The following is a 17,230-nucleotide window of genomic DNA, read 5'->3' on the forward strand; positions in this document are numbered from 1 at the left end:
CTATGCTCGTCGCCATGTCGACATCCGCCACCCCCGCCTCCCTGTCCTACGCCGCCGCCGACGCCCGTCTGAGCGGCGCGTTGTCCGCCGCGTTCGAGAGTGAAGGAGAGTCGTCCGACTATGACAGCGTGCTGTTCTTCGACGGCGATCTCGCGGTCGACGGGGACTTCCTGGACGCCGTCAATGCCTTGCGAAGCGGGGACGACGAGGACGACGTCGAGCTGATCGTGATCACCGGCGATCTGACGGTCAACGGCCCGATCGCGCTCTATGAGGACCAGCCCGGACTCTACGTCGGCGGTCGCACCGAGGCCGAGACCCTGGAGGCCGGCGACTGCGAGATCTACATCCACGACGGCGCCTTCACGCACCTCGTCCACGGCTGTTACAACCACGGCCGGCTACGGACCGGGACCGTCGAGACCCCTTGGGTGATCGACTTCGATCACGCCATGGACGTGCACGCCGTCGGCGGGCGCTGGGTGGACAACTTCGGCGACGCCAAGAACGCCGACTACACCAAGCCGGGAATCGTCGAGGCGTTCGTGCCCGAGGTCGTCGACGCGGAGGACCGCCGTCTGGACATCGATGCGTTCCTGGGTCGGCTGCGGGCCGGGCTGCCGGTCCTGCGGCCCGGAGCCCGGACGGCGGCCGAGTCGGCCGAAGCCGACGTGTCCCGGGCCCGGGCCGACCGGGTGGAGCACCTCGACCTGACCGGTCGCAACCTCAAGGAGTTTCCCGCCGAGGTGCTCCAGATGCCGTGGCTTCGTACCCTGATCCTGGACGGCAACCCGATCGGCGAACTGCCCGAGGCGCTCGGGACGCTCACCCGGCTGGAGCACCTGTCGGTGCGCACATGCGAGCTGACCGCCCTGCCGGAATCGATCGGCGACCTGGCCGCGCTCCGGGTGCTGTGCGTCGCCGGCAACCGGGACACGGACCTGGACACGGTCGAGTTCACCCTGCCGGCCGCCATCGGCCGGCTCACCGCGCTGGAGGAACTCGACATCTCCTACCTGTCCGTCTCCGTCGACACGGAGTCAGGGTCGGAGTGGAACCTGCCGCAGGTGACACGGTTCGTCCTGCCGGACGCCTTCGGCGACCTGGTCGCGCTGCGCAAGCTGATCGCCGACGGGACCGACGTCGTGTTCCCCGACTCCGCGCACGGGCTGGCCGCCGTCGAGGAGGTGTCCATGACCGGCGGGAGCCATTACTTCCTGCGGACCTTCCCCGAGGCCGTCACCACCTTCCCGAACCTGCGCCGGCTCGATCTGAGCGGCAACTACTTCGACACCGTCCCCGACAGCCTGCTGCGGTTGACCCGCCTCGAAGAGCTCGACCTCGGCGACAGCCTCGGTCTGCTGCGCGACCCGCTGCCCGACCTCGGCCGCCTGCCCGCGTTGCGGGTCCTCGGCTTCGGCGGAGACAGCCGCCGCGCCGGCACGCCCCTGCCGTCGCACGTTTTCCTGCGGGAGCTGTTCGCCATGGAGCTGCCCGGACTGGAGGAGCTCCGGATCAGCCGGTGGCAGCGGAACACCAAGCGCCTGAAGCTCAAGCCCGAGCACTTCGCCGGGATCGGGACGTTTCGTCGGCTGCGGATCGTCGACCTGAGGTTCAATCAGCTCAACGACCTGCCGGCGGATTTCGACACGCTCCCCGATCTGGCGGTGGCCAACTTGTACGGCAACCTGTTCCCAGGGGCGGTCCGCGACCGGATCACCGCCGCACACCCCACCGCCCAGATCGACTTCGAGTAGGCGCGGCCCGCACCCGATCCGGGCGGAAGCGGGGACGGCCGGCACCCAGGCGGGGCACCCGAATCGCGCATCACTCAAGTCCCCACGCGCCGCACCGAGATCATCCCGGTGCAGCGCGATCGACGCGACAGGGTTCTCACACACGCCCTAGGAACGCCAGCCGGGCAAGCGGTCGGACTCGCAGCCGGCGTCCTCGATGGCCGCCACGATGAAACTCTCCTCGACCGGGCCCTCGGTGAGCACGCTCACCCGGCCGGCCGCCAGGTTCACGTCCACGCCCACCACCCCCGGGATCAGGGCCAGCTCCCGCTTCACCGCCTCCACGCACGTGGCGCAGCTCCCGGTGTTCAGGTCGGGGATGCCGTAGGTGACGAGGCTGTGGACAAGGGTGATCATAAGGTCCTCCGAAGTGCCGTACAGGGGTTGGGTATGGGGTCCGTTTCACCACGCCGTACCCTTTTCTGAGCTTGCCGCAAGGAGAGCGGCGACGACAGCGGATACGACTTCCCCTTCCCGCCATGGCGGGAAGCGGACAGGAGAGGGACGTGAGCGACGAGGCCACCGCCAGGCGGGTGTACACGCGGATGCGCCGGCACCGGGAGTCGTTCGGCGCGGCGGCCGCCGGGCTGGGGCTGCGCGGCGCCGAGGTCGAGCGGGCCCGCGACCGGCTGACCAGGCTCGGCCTGCTCAACCCCGGCGCCGAGATCGCCGTCGACGCGATGGCGGCGCTCAACCGCATGCTGCTCGGCGGCGAGGAGCTGCTCGGGATGCTCGCCGAGCAGCGGGCGGCCTCCAGGGAGCTCACCGAGCACTACCTGCGCCTGGACGGCGACCCCCAGGACGCCCGCGTCGAGTTCTTCCCCCGGTCCAACGTGGAGGCCCTGCGCGTGAAGCTGCGGGCGGCGACGGACCTGGCCCGCGAGGAGGTCATGGGCATGCACATGCCGCACGCCTGGGAGCCGGAGCGGCTGCGGGACTCCCGCGCCGAGGACGTGCGCGCGGTGGCCCGCGGCGTGCGGGTGCGCATCATGCACGCCCAGAGCCAGCTGGCCCAGCCGGCGATGCGCGAGCACGTCCAGGGCATGCTGGAGGGCGGGGTCGAGGTGCGCACCATGCCGTTCGTCCCGGTACGGCTGATCATGCTGGACCGCGAGCTGGCCGTGGCCGAGGTGATGCCCGGCGACCTCATGGCGGGTGCGATGCTCATCGAGGGACGCGGGCTGGTCGCCTCCTACGCCGCGCTGTTCGACTACTGCTGGATGACCGCCTCCGAACCGGGCGACGTGCCCAGGGCGGCCGACGGCGAAGAGCTCAACGACCAGCAGCGGGCGGTGCTGCGCCTGCTGGCCACGGGCGCCAAGGACGACGCCATCGCCCGTGCCCTGGGCGTCTCGAACCGCACGGTGACCAGGGTCGTGGCCGAGCTGACCGCCCAGCTCGGCGCCGACAGCCGCTTCCAGGCGGGCGTCCGCGCCGCCAAGCTCGGCTGGATCTGAGCCGGGAAGGCCCTCTCTCCCCCGATCCGCGCGCCGGGCGGATCGGCTTGTGAAACTCGCATTGTTCTATCAGGATTAGAACATGCTCTATCGCGTCGACCCGAGCAGCAGCACGCCGTTGAGCGAGCAGATCGCCGGATGCGTCCGCCGCGGCATCGCCGACGGGCTGCTGACCCCCGGCGACCGGCTGCCCTCCGGCCGCGACCTGGCCTCCTCCCTGGAGGTCAACATGCACACCGTGCTGCGCGCCTACGCCGACCTGCGCGACGAAGGACTGATCGAGCTGCGTCCCGGCCGCGGCGCCACCGTCACCAGGACGAACCCGCGCGAGCGGGCACAGCTCGTGCAGACCGTCCGGCACCTTGTCACCGTGGCCCGCCGCGCGGGCCTGAACCGCGACGAACTGATGTCGCTGGTGGGGAAGGAATTCACATGATCGGTAAGGTCCGATGGCTGACGGGCGCGGTCGCCCTGCCCGCGACGGTTCTGGGCGGCGCCGTGCTGACCGTGCTCGCCTGGCGTCAGCGGCTGCCCGCCGCGTTACCCGGCCGGAGCGGCGCGGTCCACGGCTCCACCGTCACGGTCGAGCAGTTGTCCACCCTGCTGCTCGGCGTCCCGGCGGCCGTCTGGCTGGCCGGGCTGGCCGGGTTCGTCCTGGCCGGTCGCGCGCCGGCCTCGCGCGCCCATGCGATCCGGACGGCGATCCTGGTCGCGGTCGTCACGATCGCCGTCGCGCCGGCCACGTCCCTGCTGGTCATCCTGCACGCGGCACTCGACGCCCCCACCGCGGCCCAGGCGGCTGCGCCCTCGCCGGCGGTGATGGGCGTGCTCGTCCCCGTGGCCACGCTCGCCGGCGCGTTCGCCGCCTTCCTGCTGGCCGGCCGCCGCACCCCCGCCGGCCGGGCCACCGGCGCCCCCGCCCCCGACGCTCCCCGGCTGCCGCTGCGCGGCCAGGAGAAGGTCTCCTGGCAGGAACGCCGCGTCATCCGGGCCGTCGACCTGGGCGTGGCCGCTCTCACGCTGACCGGGGCGGCCATGACGGCGGCGCTGGTCCTCACCGTCGGCCCCGCGGGCTGGGCCGGGGCCGCCGTCGTGGTCGTCGCCGTGGTGCTGCTGCCGATGCGCTCCTACCGGCTGGCCATCGACGAGCGCGCGGTGACCGTCACGCTCGGCCCGATCAGCCGGGAGGTCGCGGTCGGCAGCGTGCGCCGGGCCGACGCGGTCGACGTCCCGGCGGATCGGTGGCTGCTGAACGGGGCCCTGCACGGCGCCGGGGCGGGCATGTTGCTGCTGCCCGGGCCCGCGCTGGCCCTGCGCCTGGCCGACGGCACCGACTTCCTGGTGTCCTGCCGCGACGCCCCCACCGCCGCCGGCCTGATCAACAGCCTGCGCGACCAGGCCGCCTGAGCGCCCGGGGCCGGCACGCCGGTGACATTGGTCAATGTGATCACGCTGATCCCATTGATCACTCGGCCACCGGCGTGCCGGGACCCGGCCTATACACTGCCGCTGTTCCTGGTTTTCGTGGCGCCCGGCCCGTCGCGGCCGTGCGGCACCGTTCTCCTGGGGGGCGCACCTGCGCCGCCTGCGTGTACACCCGATTCACGGATGGCATGGGGCAGGTGGGATGACGACGGTCGGGAAACCGGATCGGGTCGTGCCCGAACAGGGGCGGCCGTGGCCGCGCGGCGCGGCGCGGCACTACCGCCGCGATCCGCTGGGGTTCGTGGAGCGGGCGGCGGCCGAGCGCGGGCCGGTGTTCCGCCTGCCCGACGACGGTTCGCTGTGCGTGGCCGACCCGGCGCAGGCCCTGCGCATCCTGCACGACGAGGCGGGCGACTACGACGACGTGTCCGGGTTCTTCCATGTCGGCGGCGGGCTGCTCGGGCCGCGGGCGACGCAGGTGGCGATCGGCCGGGCGGCCCGCACGACGTTGCGCGCCCACGTGGCCGCCCGGCGCGAGCGGCTGCCCGCCGTCGTGGCGGAGCTGGGCGAGGTCAGCGAGTGGCCGTCGGCCGGGCGGGCCGCCGTGCACCGGTTCCTGGCCGACGCCCTGCTGCGGCCGGACAGCCCGCCCGCCCTGCGGGAGCTGATGGCGCACGTCGTGCGGCGCGAGGTGCTGATCCGTCCCGCCGGCCGGCTCGCGCGGTTGTCGCGGCGCGCCCTGTGGGCCCGCGTGGTGCGGACGCTCGCCGCCGAGGCCCGCGCCCGGCGGAGCGAACCGGCGGACGAGACGCGGCCCGGCGACCTGCTGGACGCCGTCCTGGGCGCCACCCCGCCCGGGACGCCCCACGAGCACGTGGCGCAGGTGTACCTGCTGCTCTTCCGCACCTCGATCGCGCCGGTGGGCCACGCGGTGGCCTGGGCGCTGCTGTCGGCGGCGGCCCACGGCGTCGACCTGGCCGCCGTGCCGCCCGAGTCGGCCGTCCGCGAGTCGCTGCGGCTGTGGCCGGTGGCCTGGCTGCTCGGCCGCCCGGTACGCAGGGCCCACCAGGTCGGCGGCGTGCCGCTGGAGCCGGGCGACAGCGTGTCCGTCTGCCCCTACCTGCTCCACCGCGACGAGCGGCACTGGCCGCGGGCCACCACGTTCCGCCCCGGCCGCTGGGACGGTCCCGAGCCGCGCGGCCCCTACCTGCCCTTCGGCGGCGGCCCGTTCACCTGCGCCGGAGCGGGCGTCGCCCAGGCGCTGGCCACCGACCTGCTGGCCGCCCTGACCGACGGCGCCCGCCTGGAGGTGCGCGGCGGCGCCGGGCGGCCGCACGTCGAGGGCATCATCACGCCCCCGCCCTTCCAGCTGCGCCGCACGCCACGCCAGACCTGACCACCAGCGGTTCGTCGAGGAAGGAGGTGATCTCCCATGAGGAAGCTGCTGCGCCGCGTCACCGGCCGCCGGGTCAACCGGCAGGCCTGGTACATCTGGTAACCGAGTCCGAGCGGCCGCGCCGGGCCGAGGGCCCGGCGCGGTCACCCGGCCCGCCGGCCGTTCAGGAGGCACGCATGTCGCATGTCGAGGAGACCCTGGCGGCCTACGAAGGCGTCGCCGCCCGCTACGACGAGCTGAACGCGCAGATGGACACCGAGGCGCTGGTGGACCGCTTCGCCGAGGCGGTGGAGCGGCACGGCAACGGGGGGCGGCGGCTGCTGGACGCCGGTTGCGGCACCGGCCGCAGCAGCACGGCCTTCAGCAAGCGGGGATTCGCGGTGACCGGCTACGACCTGTCCCCGGCGATGGTGGCGGCCGCGCGGCGGCGGCCGGGCGCCGACGGCATCCCGTTCCTGGTCGGATCACTCCTGCGCCCTCCGCCGGAACTGTCCGGCTTCGACGTGGTCGCCTGCGTGGACGTGCCCTTGACGTACCTGACGAGCGCCGGCCAGTTGCGGCAGGCGCTGGCGGCGGCGCGCGACCGGCTCGCCCCGGGCGGGCTGGTGATCTTCGACCTGAACACCATCGGCTACTACCGGCGCACGTTCGGCGTCCCGGCGGTCGCCGACCGCGGTGACCGGTACGTGGCCTGGTTTGCGCACTCGCCGCGGATCGAGGCCGACGAGATCGTGATCAGCCAGTTCGACCTGTTCGAACGGGCCGGCGCGGGCTGGCAGCGGCTGTCGATGCGGCACGTGCAGCGCCACCACTCCGACCGCACGGTACGCCGGGCCGCCGAGCTGGCCGGGCTGCGCGTGGTGGCCGCGCACGGTCTGGTGGGCACCACGGTGCGCGACCCGGCCGACGAGGAGGCCCACGACCGCATCCTGTACGTCGCCCGCCCCGCCTGACGTTCGCTATATTCAGAATATGGTGAATCTATCGTCCGTCCTCTCCCTGCGGGGTTGCGACCTGCGTTACGCCGACAGCGGGGGCGGCGGCGTGCCGGTGGTGTTCTCGCACGGCGCCGGGGCCGACCACGTGATGTTCGACGCCCAGGCCCGCCACCTGCGGGCCCGGGGGTACCGCGTGGTCACCTGGGACCTGCGCGGCCACGGCCTGTCCCGCCCGGCCGGCGGGCGCTTCACCGCCGAGCAGGCGATCGCCGACCTGTGCGCGCTGGTCGAGCACCTGGCGCTGGACCGGCCGGTGCTCGTGGGGCAGTCCCTCGGCGGCAACCTCAGCCAGGCCGTCGTGCGGCGGCATCCCGGCCTCGCCCGCGCCCTGGTCGTCATCGGCGCCACGCCGAACGCGGCGTCGTTGTCCTGGCGGGACCGCCTGCTGCTGAGGGCGGCCGCGCCGATGCTGACGATGATCCCCGCCAGAAGGCTTCCGCGGCTGATGGCCGACGCCTCCGCGACCACCCGGGCCGCCAGGGACGACGCCCGGCGGGCCTTCGGCCAGGTGCCGAAGAAGGAGTTCGTGCAGGTGTGGCGGGCCACCGTCGAGTTCCTCTCCCCCGACCCCGGCTACCGCACGCCGGTGCCCCTGTGCCTGATCCGCGGCGAGCGGGACACCACCGGCGACATCGCCTCGGCCATGCCCGGCTGGGCCCGCGCCGAAGGCGTCGAGGAGGTCGTCGTCCCCGGGGCGGGCCACATCGCCAACCAGGACGACCCGCAGGCGGTCAACGAGGCGATCGAGGCGTTCCTGTGCACGCTCCCGGCGCCGGGGCGGGCGCGGCGATGAGCGCGCGGCACACGTTCGTCACCTCGGTGGGCGACCTGCTGGCCTCGTGGAACCTGCCGCACGCGACCGGGCGCGTCTACGGGCTGCTGCTCCTCGCCGAGGAGCCGATCTCGCTCGACACCATCGCCGCCGAGCTGGAGCTGAGCAAGGGGGCGGTGAGCACCGCGGTACGGCAGCTCGACTCCTGGGGGCTGGCCAAGGTGATCCCGCAGCCCGGCAGCCGGCGGCTCCTGGTGGAGGCCACCGGGGGGATCGAGTCGCTGCTGGAGGCCAGCCAGGCACGGGCCAGGACCCTGATCGCCGCCCTGCGCGAGGGCGAGGCACTGGTGAACGCCGGGCCCGCGCAGGAACGGCTGCAGGACGTGATCGGGTTGTTCGCCGGTTATGTCGACGTCGGCGGGCAGCTGCTGGCCAGGCACCGGGAGCGACGCCCCGGATCGCACACCGCGCGGCCCTCCTCCGCCGGGTAGGGTCTGCCCCACGAAGTCGATCAAGGGGGACCGGCGGTGGAACTGCCAGACACGCGCATGGACATGTCCCGGGGCGAGCGCGCCCGAAGATACGGCGACGTCGCGAGCGCGCTGGCGTTGCACAGCGACCGGCAGCTCGGCCAGGCTCTGGAGCAGGCGCGGGTTCTGGGCGCGGGCATCGGCGGCACGTCGGTGCTGCTGGACGTCGAGGGCGTGCCGGTCTTCGCCAAGCGCATCCCGCTGACCGACCTGGAACGCCGACCGGCCAACGTGATGTCAACCGCGAACCTGTTCGGGCTGCCGCCGTTCTGCCAGTACGGGGTCGCCGCCATCGGTACGCCCGGCTTCGGCGCGTGGCGCGAACTCGCCGCCGCCGCCATGACGACCGGCTGGGTGCTGGCCGGGCACAGCGCCGCCTTCCCGCTGCTGTACCACTGGCGGGTGCTGCCGGGCGCGCCGCCGCCGGCCGCCGAGCACGCCGACGTCGAGGCGGCCGTGGAGTACTGGGACGGGTCGCCCGCGGTACGGGAGCGCCTGCACGCCCTCGCCCGCGCCTCGGCCGGCATCGTGCTGTTCCAGGAGTTCATCCCCCACGACCTGAACCACTGGCTCGCCGCCCAGGTCGCCGCCGGCCAGGAGGCGGCGACGACGGCGGCCGTCATGCTGGAGTCGTGCCTGCCGCGCGACGTGGCGTTCATGAACGGCCGGCAGCTGATGCACTTCGACGGCCACTTCGGCAACATCCTGACCGACGGCGAACGCCTCTACCTCGCCGACCTGGGGCTGGCGACCTCCTCCCGGTTCGACCTGGCCAAACCGGAGATCGAGTTCCTGGAGCGCAACCGCAGCCACGACACCGCGTACGCGCTGACGCGGCTGGTCAACTGGATCGTCAGCGACGTCTGCGGGGTGCGGTCGCCGAACGGCGCCGCCGAGGAGCGCAACGCGTACATCCGCGCGTGCGCCGAGGGCGCGGACCCCGCCGGCGCGCCCCCGGCCGTGGCCGCGATGATCCGCCGGTACGCTCCCGTGGCGGCGGCCGTGAACGACTTCCACTGGCACCTGTGGGGCACCAGCAGGACGACGCCCTTTCCGAGCGAGAGGATCGAACGCGCCCTGAGCGCGATGCGCTGACGACCGGGGCCGAGGTCGCTGGTGACGACCCGGCCACCGGTGTCATACCGTCACATCATGGACGAGCACCGCCAGAGCATCCCCGACGTTCTCCGCCCCGTACGGGACGCCGCCGCGGCCCTGGGCGAAGACCTCACCGACCTGGGCGACGCGCTGCGGGCGTTGCGACGGGTCGAGGTGGAGGTGGAACTGGCGACCGATCTGCTGATGCGGCAGTCCAACGCGAAGGCGAACCAGGCCCGGCAGGAGACGTCCTGACCGGCCCGGCGAAGGCGCCGCCGCGCTGTTGCCTGTCCTCCGGCTCGGCGGCGAAGCGCGGCTTCGCGCCCTGGTCGGGACGCGAATAATCGCTCGGCAGGCTCAGGATGATCGCACTAAACTGTCTCCCTCATTCTTGATCAAGAAGATGGAGGATGACATGTCTCGTCTTCGCGCGTTAGCGCTAACTGTCGTCGCGGGAGCCGTTCTGCTTCCCTCTCCCGCTCACGCCGCGTCCGTGAAGGGGGTGAAGCTCGTCAACGGCGCGTCCGGCCAGTGTCTCACCGTGGCCGCGACCGAAGTGAGGAAGAACGGCGCCCCGATCACCCAGTGGCCCTGCGACGGTTCCAGGCGCCAGCGCTGGTACGTCGTCAAGGATTCCGAGGGCGGCGTGAATTTCCGGAACGCGGTGTCCGGGCAATGCATGGCGATCGCCCATGGAACCACCAGGGAAGGCAAGCGGGCCATTCAGTGGCCGTGTTACCGGGGCAAGGCGCCGGAGCAGGTCTGGCGGACGAAGGCCGCGCGAATCAGGAATCTGGCCTCGGGCCGATGCCTGGCGATCGGCGAGGGCAGCAAGGCCAAGGGAGCCATCGCCATTCAGTGGCGCTGCTACGGGGGCAACGCCCCTGAGCAGGTCTGGCGCATCCGCAGGAACTGACCCGGCTGGAGGAGCGGCAGCCGGCCCCTTCGGCGTCACATGCCCCGAACTCCTACAATCAGGAGCATCACTACTATGGAGCATCGTTGAAGCAGAGCGGTCATCGCCATCGCCGCGTCGAAGACGGGACGAGAGGAGCGGCCGCGTGCCGTACGAGGACGACGACCAGCTCAGCAGGGCGATCTACGCCCGCATGCTGGAGCGCGCCGAGTCCCTCACCGACGCGGCCGCGGCCATGGGAGTCACCATCGCGCAGACCGCCCGCGCCCGGGAGCACCTGACCCGGCTGCGCCTGCTCGACCCCGAGGCCAAGGCTCCGGTGGACGCCGCGGCGATGCTCAGGCTGAGCCTTGAGGAGAGCCACCGCCTCCTGGACCGCCTGGTGGAGCAGCACGTCAAGGCCGCCGCGGTCGCCCGGGCTGGCCCGGCGCATCACGGAACTGAGCGAACAGGCCGGGCACGAGATCCTCAGCATGCACCCGGCCGCCGACTGGACGCCCGCCTCGCTTACCGAGGGTCTGGAGAGATCCGAGCGCGCACTGGCCAGAGGGGTGCGGGTGCGCGCCCTGCACGCGCAGAGCTCCTTCGCCCAGCCGGTGCCGCGCGGGTTCGTGGATCGGTGGACGAGGCAGGGCCGCGAGGTGCGGGCCGCGCCCGTCGTGCCGACCCGGATGCTCATCTACGACCGGCACACCGCCGGAGTCCAGGCCGACCCCGCCGACCTGGACTCCGGCGCGCTGGTGATCCGCGGCGGAGGCATGGTGAGGTCGCTGGCGTCGCTGTACGACAACTGCTGGATGGCGGCCTCGGAGCCGAAGGACGTCCCGGGCTCCTCGGACGCCGGGGCGCTCACCGAGCAGCAGCGCGCCGTCCTGCGCCTGCTGGCCGTCGGCGCCAAGGACTCGGCGCTCGCCCGCACGCTGGGAGTGTCCACCCGGACGGTCACACGGGTGGCGGGTGAGGTCAGCACGCTGCTCGGCGCCACGAGCCGCTTCCAGGCGGGCGTCCGCGCGACCCGGCTGGGCTGGCTCGACTAGCGCAGCCGCGAACGCGGGGTCGAGCCCGGCGCGGACGTCGGCGGATCCTGGCCACGGACACCGGCACCGCCGTCGCCCCGGTGCGGCCGCCGCTCAGCCCCGGCCGAACGCCTGCTTGGCGGCGTACGCCTGCCGCCACTCCTCGGCCGCCTGCAGCATGGCGTGGCCGACGTGGTCGAAGAAGTCGCCGATGTCCTGCAGCCGGGTCCCGGCGGGCGAGGCGGCTCCGAGCATCGCCGCGCCTTGGCGGGCGACGTCGGCCAGCAGCGCGTTCTGGCGGGCGCTGGCCGTCCAGCCGCGGAACCAGGCGTCGGCGTCGATGACGTAGCGGTCGCGCCGCCGGCGCGGGTCGCGTTCGCGCCGGATCAGCTCCTGCCGTTCGAGCTCGCCGATCGCCTTGGAGACCGAGGCGGGGCTGACCTGGAGCCTGCGGGTGAGCTCGGCCGCGGTGAGGCTGCCGCTGTCGGTGAGGTAGAGGCTGGCCAGGACGCGGGCGGTCATCCGCGACAACCCGGTGCCGATCATGACCGTGGTGAACTCCTCCTCCAGATCGGTGACCGCCTTGCGGTCGCGCGTCCCGGAGGCCGCCGGACGTCTGCGGGCGCGGTCGCGGGTGGCCTGGTGCGCCTGGTCGGCCTGGTAGCCGTCGGGGCCGCCGTTTCGGGCCACCTCGCGCGTGACGGTGGACAGCGGCCGGTTCAGGCGGGTGGCGATCTCGGTCTGGGTCAGCCCTTCGGCCAGCCCCTCGGCGATCTGCCGGCGGTCCTGGTGGGTCAGCCTGCCTCCGGGCATCGGCGGCGCCTTCCTGGTCGTACGCGCAACGGACGGCTGCAGTCTTGCATTCGCTGCCATCTCATTGCAACTCAACCGACTTGCATTCATCATCACGCCATTGCAATTAACGCTGAATACCTGATGAACAGGCACTTTTTAGTTGACGAATTTGCGAATGCAAGTTAGCTTTTCCGTTGTCGCGAACGTCAAGAATCGCGCCGCCCACCCCTAGACAAGGAACCGACGTGACCGCATCCCAGTCCGCGAAAGCGGCGGTGCTCACCGCCGCGACCCTGGCCGCCACGGCCCTGCCCGCCGCCGCGTCCCCTGCTCCCGGGCATGCCGGGGTGCAGCAGGTGCTCGACCGGACGGTGGCCGCCAAGCTCGCGCCCGGCATGGTCGCCGACGTCCGCGACGGCCGCCGCTCCTGGTTCGGCTCGGCGGGCGTGTCCGACACCGGGACCGGACGCGAGCGCCGGCAGAACGAGCGGTTCCGCATCGGCAGCGCCTCCAAGGCGTTCACCGCCACCGTGGTGCTCAAGCTCGCGGCCGAGGGGAAGCTGAGCCTCGACGACACCCTTGACAGGCACCTGCCCGGCCTGTTCGACGGCAGCGCCTACGACCCGGGCAAGATCACCATCCGGCAGCTGCTCAACCAGACCAGCGGCATCTTCGCCTACACCGACGACGAGAAGTTCTTCGGCACGGGCGGCGGCGCCGAGTGGTTCAAGCATCGCTTCGACACCTACACCCCCGAGCAGCTGGTGAAGATCGCCCTGGCCCACCCGCCCACCGGCGAGCCGGGCCGGCGTTTCAAGTACTCCAACACCAACTACATCCTGGCCGCGATGATCGTCGAGAAGGCGACGGGCCGGACGTTCGAGCAGGAACTCAACCGGACCGTCATCCGCCCCCTGCGGCTGAACGGCACCTCCCTGCCCGGCGCCGACCCCGGGATCCGGGGCCCGCACCCCGTGCACTACTCCATCCTGTTCTCCCGCGACCCCCAGCCCACCGTCCACGACGCCACCCTGATGAACCAGTCCTTCGCCTGGGCCGCCGGCGGCCTCATCTCCACCACCACCGACCTCAACCGGTTCTTCGCCGCCCTGTTCGGCGGACGTGTCCTGCCGGGCGCGCAGTTGCGCGAGATGCTCACGACCGTCCCCACCGAGGGGGCGGGCTGGATCCCCGACACCCGGTACGGCCTGGGCGTTTTCGAACAGAAGCTGCCCTGCGGCACCAGCGTGTGGGGCAACGGCGGCGCCACGTACGGATCGTGGAACTACAGCATGGGCACCCGCGACGGCAGGCACCGCCTCACCACGCAGGTCAACGGCGACTGGGCGCCCCTGAGCGTCTTCAACGACGCCCTGGCCGCCGAGTTCTGCCCCTCCCCCGCCGCTTATGGATCTTGAGACATTCGAACATATGGTAAAAAAAGGGAGTTAGATCATGACCGAAATGCCAGCAGATTGAAGGATGCCTGTGCTCAGGAAGACCCTCACGGCCGCCGCGTTCACCCTCGTCGCCGCCACCTCCCTCATGGCGATCCCGACGGCCGCCAGCGCGGACGTCTACTGCGGCGACGGCTACAAGGTCGTCCACCAGAGCGAGATGCACAACTACACCAAGGTCTGGGGGACGGTGTACCTGACCTACAACAGCAGCACCGGCAAGAACTGCGTGACGGTCGTCAAGAGCAACTACGTCGGCACCAGCACCTGGACCAACGTCACGCTCACCGTCCAGGGCGGTAGCAGCTACGGCGTGAGCGAGACCGTCAAGTACTACGGCGGCCCGGTCTACGCCGGCGCCAAGGGCGCCTGCGTGAAGTACTCGGCCGTCATCGAGGCCCCCAGCGGCGCCCGCGCCATCGGCGGACGCTCCACGTGGGGCAACTGCGGCTGACCCGAACGGACCCGATCCGTCCACGCGGAGCACGGCCGCCCGGATCCTGAACCCCGGACGGCCGTACCGCCCCAACACCAGGACCCCGGGACCCCGCAGCCGCCACAACGCCAGGGCCGGGAACCCCCGGAACCGTGCGCCTCCATGAGGCCCTTCAGCCCCTCGCCTGCGCCGCTCGCAGCGCCCCGCGCACCCACGGCGACACTTCTTCGAGCCCGTGCCACCCGCAGCCCGCCCTCACAGCCGGCCCACCACGCTGCGGCACCCGCCCCTTGCAGCACCGACTCCAGCCCGGACGCCCAGCCGCACTGACCAGCGGCCCTCTGGCCACTGACGGCCTCCGAGCCCTCGCCCTCCCGCGACCCCCGCACCCCCGCACCCCTGCGAGATCAACGCGCCCAAGCCGAATGCCAGCGTTTGCCTTTATAGCGCGTGTGCAACTATTGTCGAAGCCTGCAAGAAGCAGTAGCAATAGCAAGAAGGGTCGCGCGATGCCTCTCGCACTCCTCGCCCTGGCCATCGGGGCCTTCGGGATCGGCACCACCGAGTTCGTGATCATGGGCCTGCTGCCCGAGATCGCCGGCAACTACGGTGTCTCCATCCCCACCGCCGGCCTGCTGGTCACCGGCTACGCGATCGGCGTGGTCATCGGCGCGCCGCTGATGACGGTGCTCGGCACCAGGATCAGCCGCAAGACGATGCTGCTCGTGCTGATGGGCCTGTTCGTGATCGGCAACCTGCTGTCCGCGCTGGCGCCCGGGTTCGGCGTGATGCTCGGCGGCCGGATCGTGGCCTCGATGGCCCACGGCGCGTTCTTCGGCATCGGCTCGGTGGCCGCCGCCGGCCTGGTCGCCCCGCACAAGAAGGCCGGCGCCATCGCCACCATGTTCACCGGCCTGACCGTCGCGAACGTCGTGGGCGTGCCGCTGGGCACCTTCATCGGGCAGGCGGTGGGCTGGCGCACCACCTTCGCGATCGTCGCGGGGCTGGGCCTGGTCGGCCTGCTCGGCATCGCCGTGCTCGTGCCCGCCATGCCCCGGCCAGAAGGCACCCGCCTGCGCCCGGAGCTGACGGCGTTCCGCAACCCGCAGGTGCTGCTCGCGATGGCGATGACCGTGCTCGGCTTCGGCGGCGTCTTCGCCGCGATCACCTACGTCGCGCCGATGATGACGCAGGTGGCCGGCTACTCCGCCGACGCGGTCACCTGGCTGCTCGTGCTGTTCGGCGCCGGCATGTTCCTCGGCAACCTGCTCGGCGGCCGGTTCGCCGACCGCGCCCTGATGCCGCTGCTCTACACCACCCTCGGCGGCCTCGCGGTCGTGCTGGCGCTGTTCACCCTGACCGCGCACGACAAGGTCGCCGCCGCGGCGAGCATCTTCCTGGTCGGGGCGCTGGGCTTCGCCACCGTGCCGCCGCTGCAGAAGCGCGTCCTCGACCAGGCGCACGGCGCGCCGACGCTGGCCTCCGCGGTCAACATCGGCGCGTTCAACCTCGGCAACGCGCTCGCGGCCTGGCTGGGCGGCCTCGTCATCGCCGCGGGCCTGGGCTACACCGCGCCGAACTGGGTCGGCGCCCTGCTCGCCGCCGCGGCCCTCGCCCTGGCGTTCTGGTCCGCCGCCCTGGAGCGCCGTGCGCCCGCGCGTGAACCGGCCGGCGCCGCCGTCCCGGTTCCCGCCCTCGTCCGCGACTGAACGTCCTGGCCGCGCGTCCGTCCCACCCTAGGAGAATCATCATGAACGCCACCACCCTCACCCCGCTGACCACCGCCGACGCCGAGGCCCTGATCTCGGCCGCCCGCGCCGCCGCCGAGACGGCCGGGGTCGCGGTCAGCGTCACCGTCCTCGACGCCGGCGGTCATCTGCTGGCCTTCCGCCGCGACGACCGCGCCGTGCTGATCTCCGGCGAGACCAGCACCCGCAAGGCCTACACCGCCCTCCAGCTGAACGCCCCGACCGCCGACCTGGTCGACCTCGTCAAGCCCGACGGCCCCTTCCACTCCCTGCCGACCGCGCTCGACCGGCCGCTGCTGTTCATCGGCGGCGGCCTGCCGATCCACCGCGACGGCCGCCTGATCGGCGCGATCGGCCTCGGCGGCGGCGCCCCCGAGCAGGACCACGGCTTCGCCACCGCCGCGCTGGAGGAACTCCCCCGCTGACCCCGCGGTTCGCGGGGCCCAGGTCAGCGCGCGGTCCGCACGCTCCTCGCCGCGGCGGCCATCTCCGTCAGGACGTCGTCCACCGGTGTCGCCACGACGCCGAGGATCTCGACCGTCGAGGAGGCGTCGAGCACGTTGGGCCGGTCGTACAGGTACAGCATCTCGGGGAACTCGGCCATGATCGAGTCGGTGCGCCCGATCTCCGCCAGCTCGCGCAGGGACATGCGCCCCAGCCGCGGCGCGGGCGCCTGGGCGGCTCCGGCCAGGCGCCGGGCGAGCCCGCGCACCGGAAGCTCGCTGGTGGAGGGCACGTGCCAGGCCCGTCCCCAGGACGCCTCGTTCCCCGCGGCGGCGACGAGCGTGCGGGCCGTGTCGACGGTGTAGGACCAGCTGTGCGGCGCGTCCAGATCACCGGGATAGGAGACCGGCGCGCCGGCCAGCACCTGCGCCCCGACCATGAGCGTGAACGGCGAGTACGCGCCGGCGCCGAGGAAGTCGGCGGCCCTGACCTCGGTCACCCGCACCCGGCCCGCCTGGTGGGCGGCGAGGGCGTCCTGCCACATCCGCGCCCGGACCTGCCCCTTGCGGCTGGTCGGCGCCATCGGCGCCCCGTCGGCGACGGGCCCCTCGACCGGCCCGTACCCGTAGGTGTTGCCCAGCATGACGTAATCGGCGCCGCTGCGCCCGGCGGCGGCCAGCAACGCGGCGGCCAGCGGCGGCCACTCGGCCGGCCAGCGATCGTAGGGCGGCATCGCGCAGTTGAACAGGACGGCGGCTCCCTCGGCCAGCTCCGCCAGCCGGTCGGCGTCACCGGCGTCGGCGGGCACGCGTTCGATCCGGGGATGGACCGGGCCACTGCCGCTCCGGGTGACCAGGCGGACCTGCTGCCCGGATTCGGCCAGCAACCGGGCGGTGGCCGATCCGGTGGCTCCGGCGCCGACGACGACATGAAAAGACACGATCTT

The 17,230-nt window shown here is 72.6% G+C and carries 19 protein-coding genes; 16 read left to right on the forward strand and 3 right to left on the reverse strand.

What is annotated here, in order from left to right; all coding sequences use genetic code 11:
- Positions 1 to 14: 14 nt before the first annotated feature.
- On the forward strand, positions 15 to 1,757 hold the full coding sequence (locus ACIBK9_RS34510; protein ID WP_397162766.1) for a leucine-rich repeat domain-containing protein: 1,743 nt from the start codon (positions 15 to 17) through the stop codon (positions 1,755 to 1,757).
- Positions 1,758 to 1,904: 147 nt separating this feature from the next.
- Here ACIBK9_RS34510 and ACIBK9_RS34515 read toward each other — a convergent pair whose 3' ends face one another.
- Positions 1,905 to 2,153 (reverse strand): heavy-metal-associated domain-containing protein, encoded by a 249-nt coding sequence (locus ACIBK9_RS34515; RefSeq protein WP_397162767.1) that lies wholly within the window; start codon positions 2,151 to 2,153, stop codon positions 1,905 to 1,907.
- Positions 2,154 to 2,302: 149 nt separating this feature from the next.
- On the opposite strand from ACIBK9_RS34515, the gene ACIBK9_RS34520 reads away from it, so the two are divergent.
- From ACIBK9_RS34520 to ACIBK9_RS34570, 11 genes are all read left to right on the forward strand, one after another.
- Positions 2,303 to 3,253 (forward strand): helix-turn-helix transcriptional regulator, encoded by a 951-nt coding sequence (locus tag ACIBK9_RS34520; protein ID WP_364341404.1) that lies wholly within the window; start codon positions 2,303 to 2,305, stop codon positions 3,251 to 3,253.
- Between the two features lie 82 nt (positions 3,254 to 3,335).
- Entirely contained in the window at positions 3,336 to 3,689 is a 354-nt protein-coding gene (locus ACIBK9_RS34525; RefSeq protein ID WP_352360048.1) for a GntR family transcriptional regulator, read from the forward strand.
- The gene (locus ACIBK9_RS34530) at positions 3,686 to 4,660 is read left to right on the forward strand and encodes a hypothetical protein (RefSeq protein ID WP_397162768.1); all 975 of its coding nucleotides are present in this window, start codon (positions 3,686 to 3,688) and stop codon (positions 4,658 to 4,660) included. Before ACIBK9_RS34525 ends, ACIBK9_RS34530 begins: the two co-directional genes overlap by 4 nt.
- Positions 4,661 to 4,880: 220 nt before the next feature.
- Positions 4,881 to 6,074, forward strand: a complete 1,194-nt coding sequence (locus tag ACIBK9_RS34535; RefSeq protein WP_397162769.1) for a cytochrome P450 — start codon at positions 4,881 to 4,883, stop codon at positions 6,072 to 6,074.
- 176 nt (positions 6,075 to 6,250) lie between these two features.
- Positions 6,251 to 7,027 (forward strand): class I SAM-dependent DNA methyltransferase, encoded by a 777-nt coding sequence (locus tag ACIBK9_RS34540; protein ID WP_397162770.1) that lies wholly within the window; start codon positions 6,251 to 6,253, stop codon positions 7,025 to 7,027.
- A 19-nt stretch (positions 7,028 to 7,046) separates the two neighbouring features.
- Positions 7,047 to 7,865: an alpha/beta fold hydrolase gene (locus ACIBK9_RS34545; protein WP_397162771.1), complete on the forward strand. Its 819-nt coding sequence runs from the start codon at positions 7,047 to 7,049 to the stop codon at positions 7,863 to 7,865.
- The gene (locus ACIBK9_RS34550; RefSeq protein ID WP_397162772.1) at positions 7,829 to 8,335 is read left to right on the forward strand and encodes a GbsR/MarR family transcriptional regulator; all 507 of its coding nucleotides are present in this window, start codon (positions 7,829 to 7,831) and stop codon (positions 8,333 to 8,335) included. Before ACIBK9_RS34545 ends, ACIBK9_RS34550 begins: the two co-directional genes overlap by 37 nt.
- Before the next feature lie 36 nt (positions 8,336 to 8,371).
- Positions 8,372 to 9,469, forward strand: a complete 1,098-nt coding sequence (locus ACIBK9_RS34555) for a serine/threonine protein phosphatase (protein ID WP_397162773.1) — start codon at positions 8,372 to 8,374, stop codon at positions 9,467 to 9,469.
- A 57-nt stretch (positions 9,470 to 9,526) separates the two neighbouring features.
- Complete coding sequence (locus ACIBK9_RS34560) at positions 9,527 to 9,727, forward strand: hypothetical protein (protein ID WP_358297231.1); 201 nt, start codon at positions 9,527 to 9,529, stop codon at positions 9,725 to 9,727.
- Between the two features lie 247 nt (positions 9,728 to 9,974).
- Positions 9,975 to 10,388, forward strand: a complete 414-nt coding sequence (locus ACIBK9_RS34565; RefSeq protein WP_397162774.1) for an RICIN domain-containing protein — start codon at positions 9,975 to 9,977, stop codon at positions 10,386 to 10,388.
- Between the two features lie 350 nt (positions 10,389 to 10,738).
- Positions 10,739 to 11,425 carry a LuxR C-terminal-related transcriptional regulator gene (locus tag ACIBK9_RS34570; protein WP_397162775.1) on the forward strand — a complete coding sequence of 229 codons (687 nt, stop codon included), beginning with the start codon at positions 10,739 to 10,741 and terminating at the stop codon, positions 11,423 to 11,425.
- Positions 11,426 to 11,518: 93 nt separating this feature from the next.
- Here ACIBK9_RS34570 and ACIBK9_RS34575 read toward each other — a convergent pair whose 3' ends face one another.
- Positions 11,519 to 12,217 (reverse strand): MarR family transcriptional regulator, encoded by a 699-nt coding sequence (locus ACIBK9_RS34575; protein WP_397162776.1) that lies wholly within the window; start codon positions 12,215 to 12,217, stop codon positions 11,519 to 11,521.
- Between the two features lie 227 nt (positions 12,218 to 12,444).
- Here ACIBK9_RS34575 and ACIBK9_RS34580 point away from each other — a divergent pair, with 227 nt between their 5' ends.
- The 4 genes from ACIBK9_RS34580 (at position 12,445) to ACIBK9_RS34595 (ending at position 16,265) form a co-directional block, all read left to right on the forward strand.
- On the forward strand, positions 12,445 to 13,617 hold the full coding sequence (locus ACIBK9_RS34580; protein WP_397162778.1) for a serine hydrolase domain-containing protein: 1,173 nt from the start codon (positions 12,445 to 12,447) through the stop codon (positions 13,615 to 13,617).
- A gap of 70 nt (positions 13,618 to 13,687) precedes the next feature.
- Positions 13,688 to 14,110, forward strand: coding sequence for a spore-associated protein A (locus ACIBK9_RS34585; protein WP_358297223.1), 423 nt, complete (start codon positions 13,688 to 13,690; stop codon positions 14,108 to 14,110).
- Positions 14,111 to 14,601: 491 nt separating this feature from the next.
- On the forward strand, positions 14,602 to 15,801 hold the full coding sequence (locus tag ACIBK9_RS34590) for an MFS transporter (RefSeq protein ID WP_397162779.1): 1,200 nt from the start codon (positions 14,602 to 14,604) through the stop codon (positions 15,799 to 15,801).
- Between the two features lie 41 nt (positions 15,802 to 15,842).
- Complete coding sequence (locus ACIBK9_RS34595) at positions 15,843 to 16,265, forward strand: heme-binding protein (RefSeq protein WP_387680466.1); 423 nt, start codon at positions 15,843 to 15,845, stop codon at positions 16,263 to 16,265.
- A 23-nt stretch (positions 16,266 to 16,288) separates the two neighbouring features.
- On the opposite strand, the gene ACIBK9_RS34600 is transcribed toward ACIBK9_RS34595, so the two are convergent.
- A complete protein-coding gene (locus tag ACIBK9_RS34600; RefSeq protein WP_397162781.1) occupies positions 16,289 to 17,224 on the reverse strand; it encodes an NAD-dependent epimerase/dehydratase family protein in 936 nt (311 codons plus the stop codon).
- Between the last annotated feature and the right edge of the window lie 6 nt (positions 17,225 to 17,230).

Origin of the sequence: Nonomuraea sp. NPDC050227 (assembly GCF_044459705.1) — a bacterium.
Lineage (GTDB): Bacteria > Actinomycetota > Actinomycetes > Streptosporangiales > Streptosporangiaceae > Nonomuraea.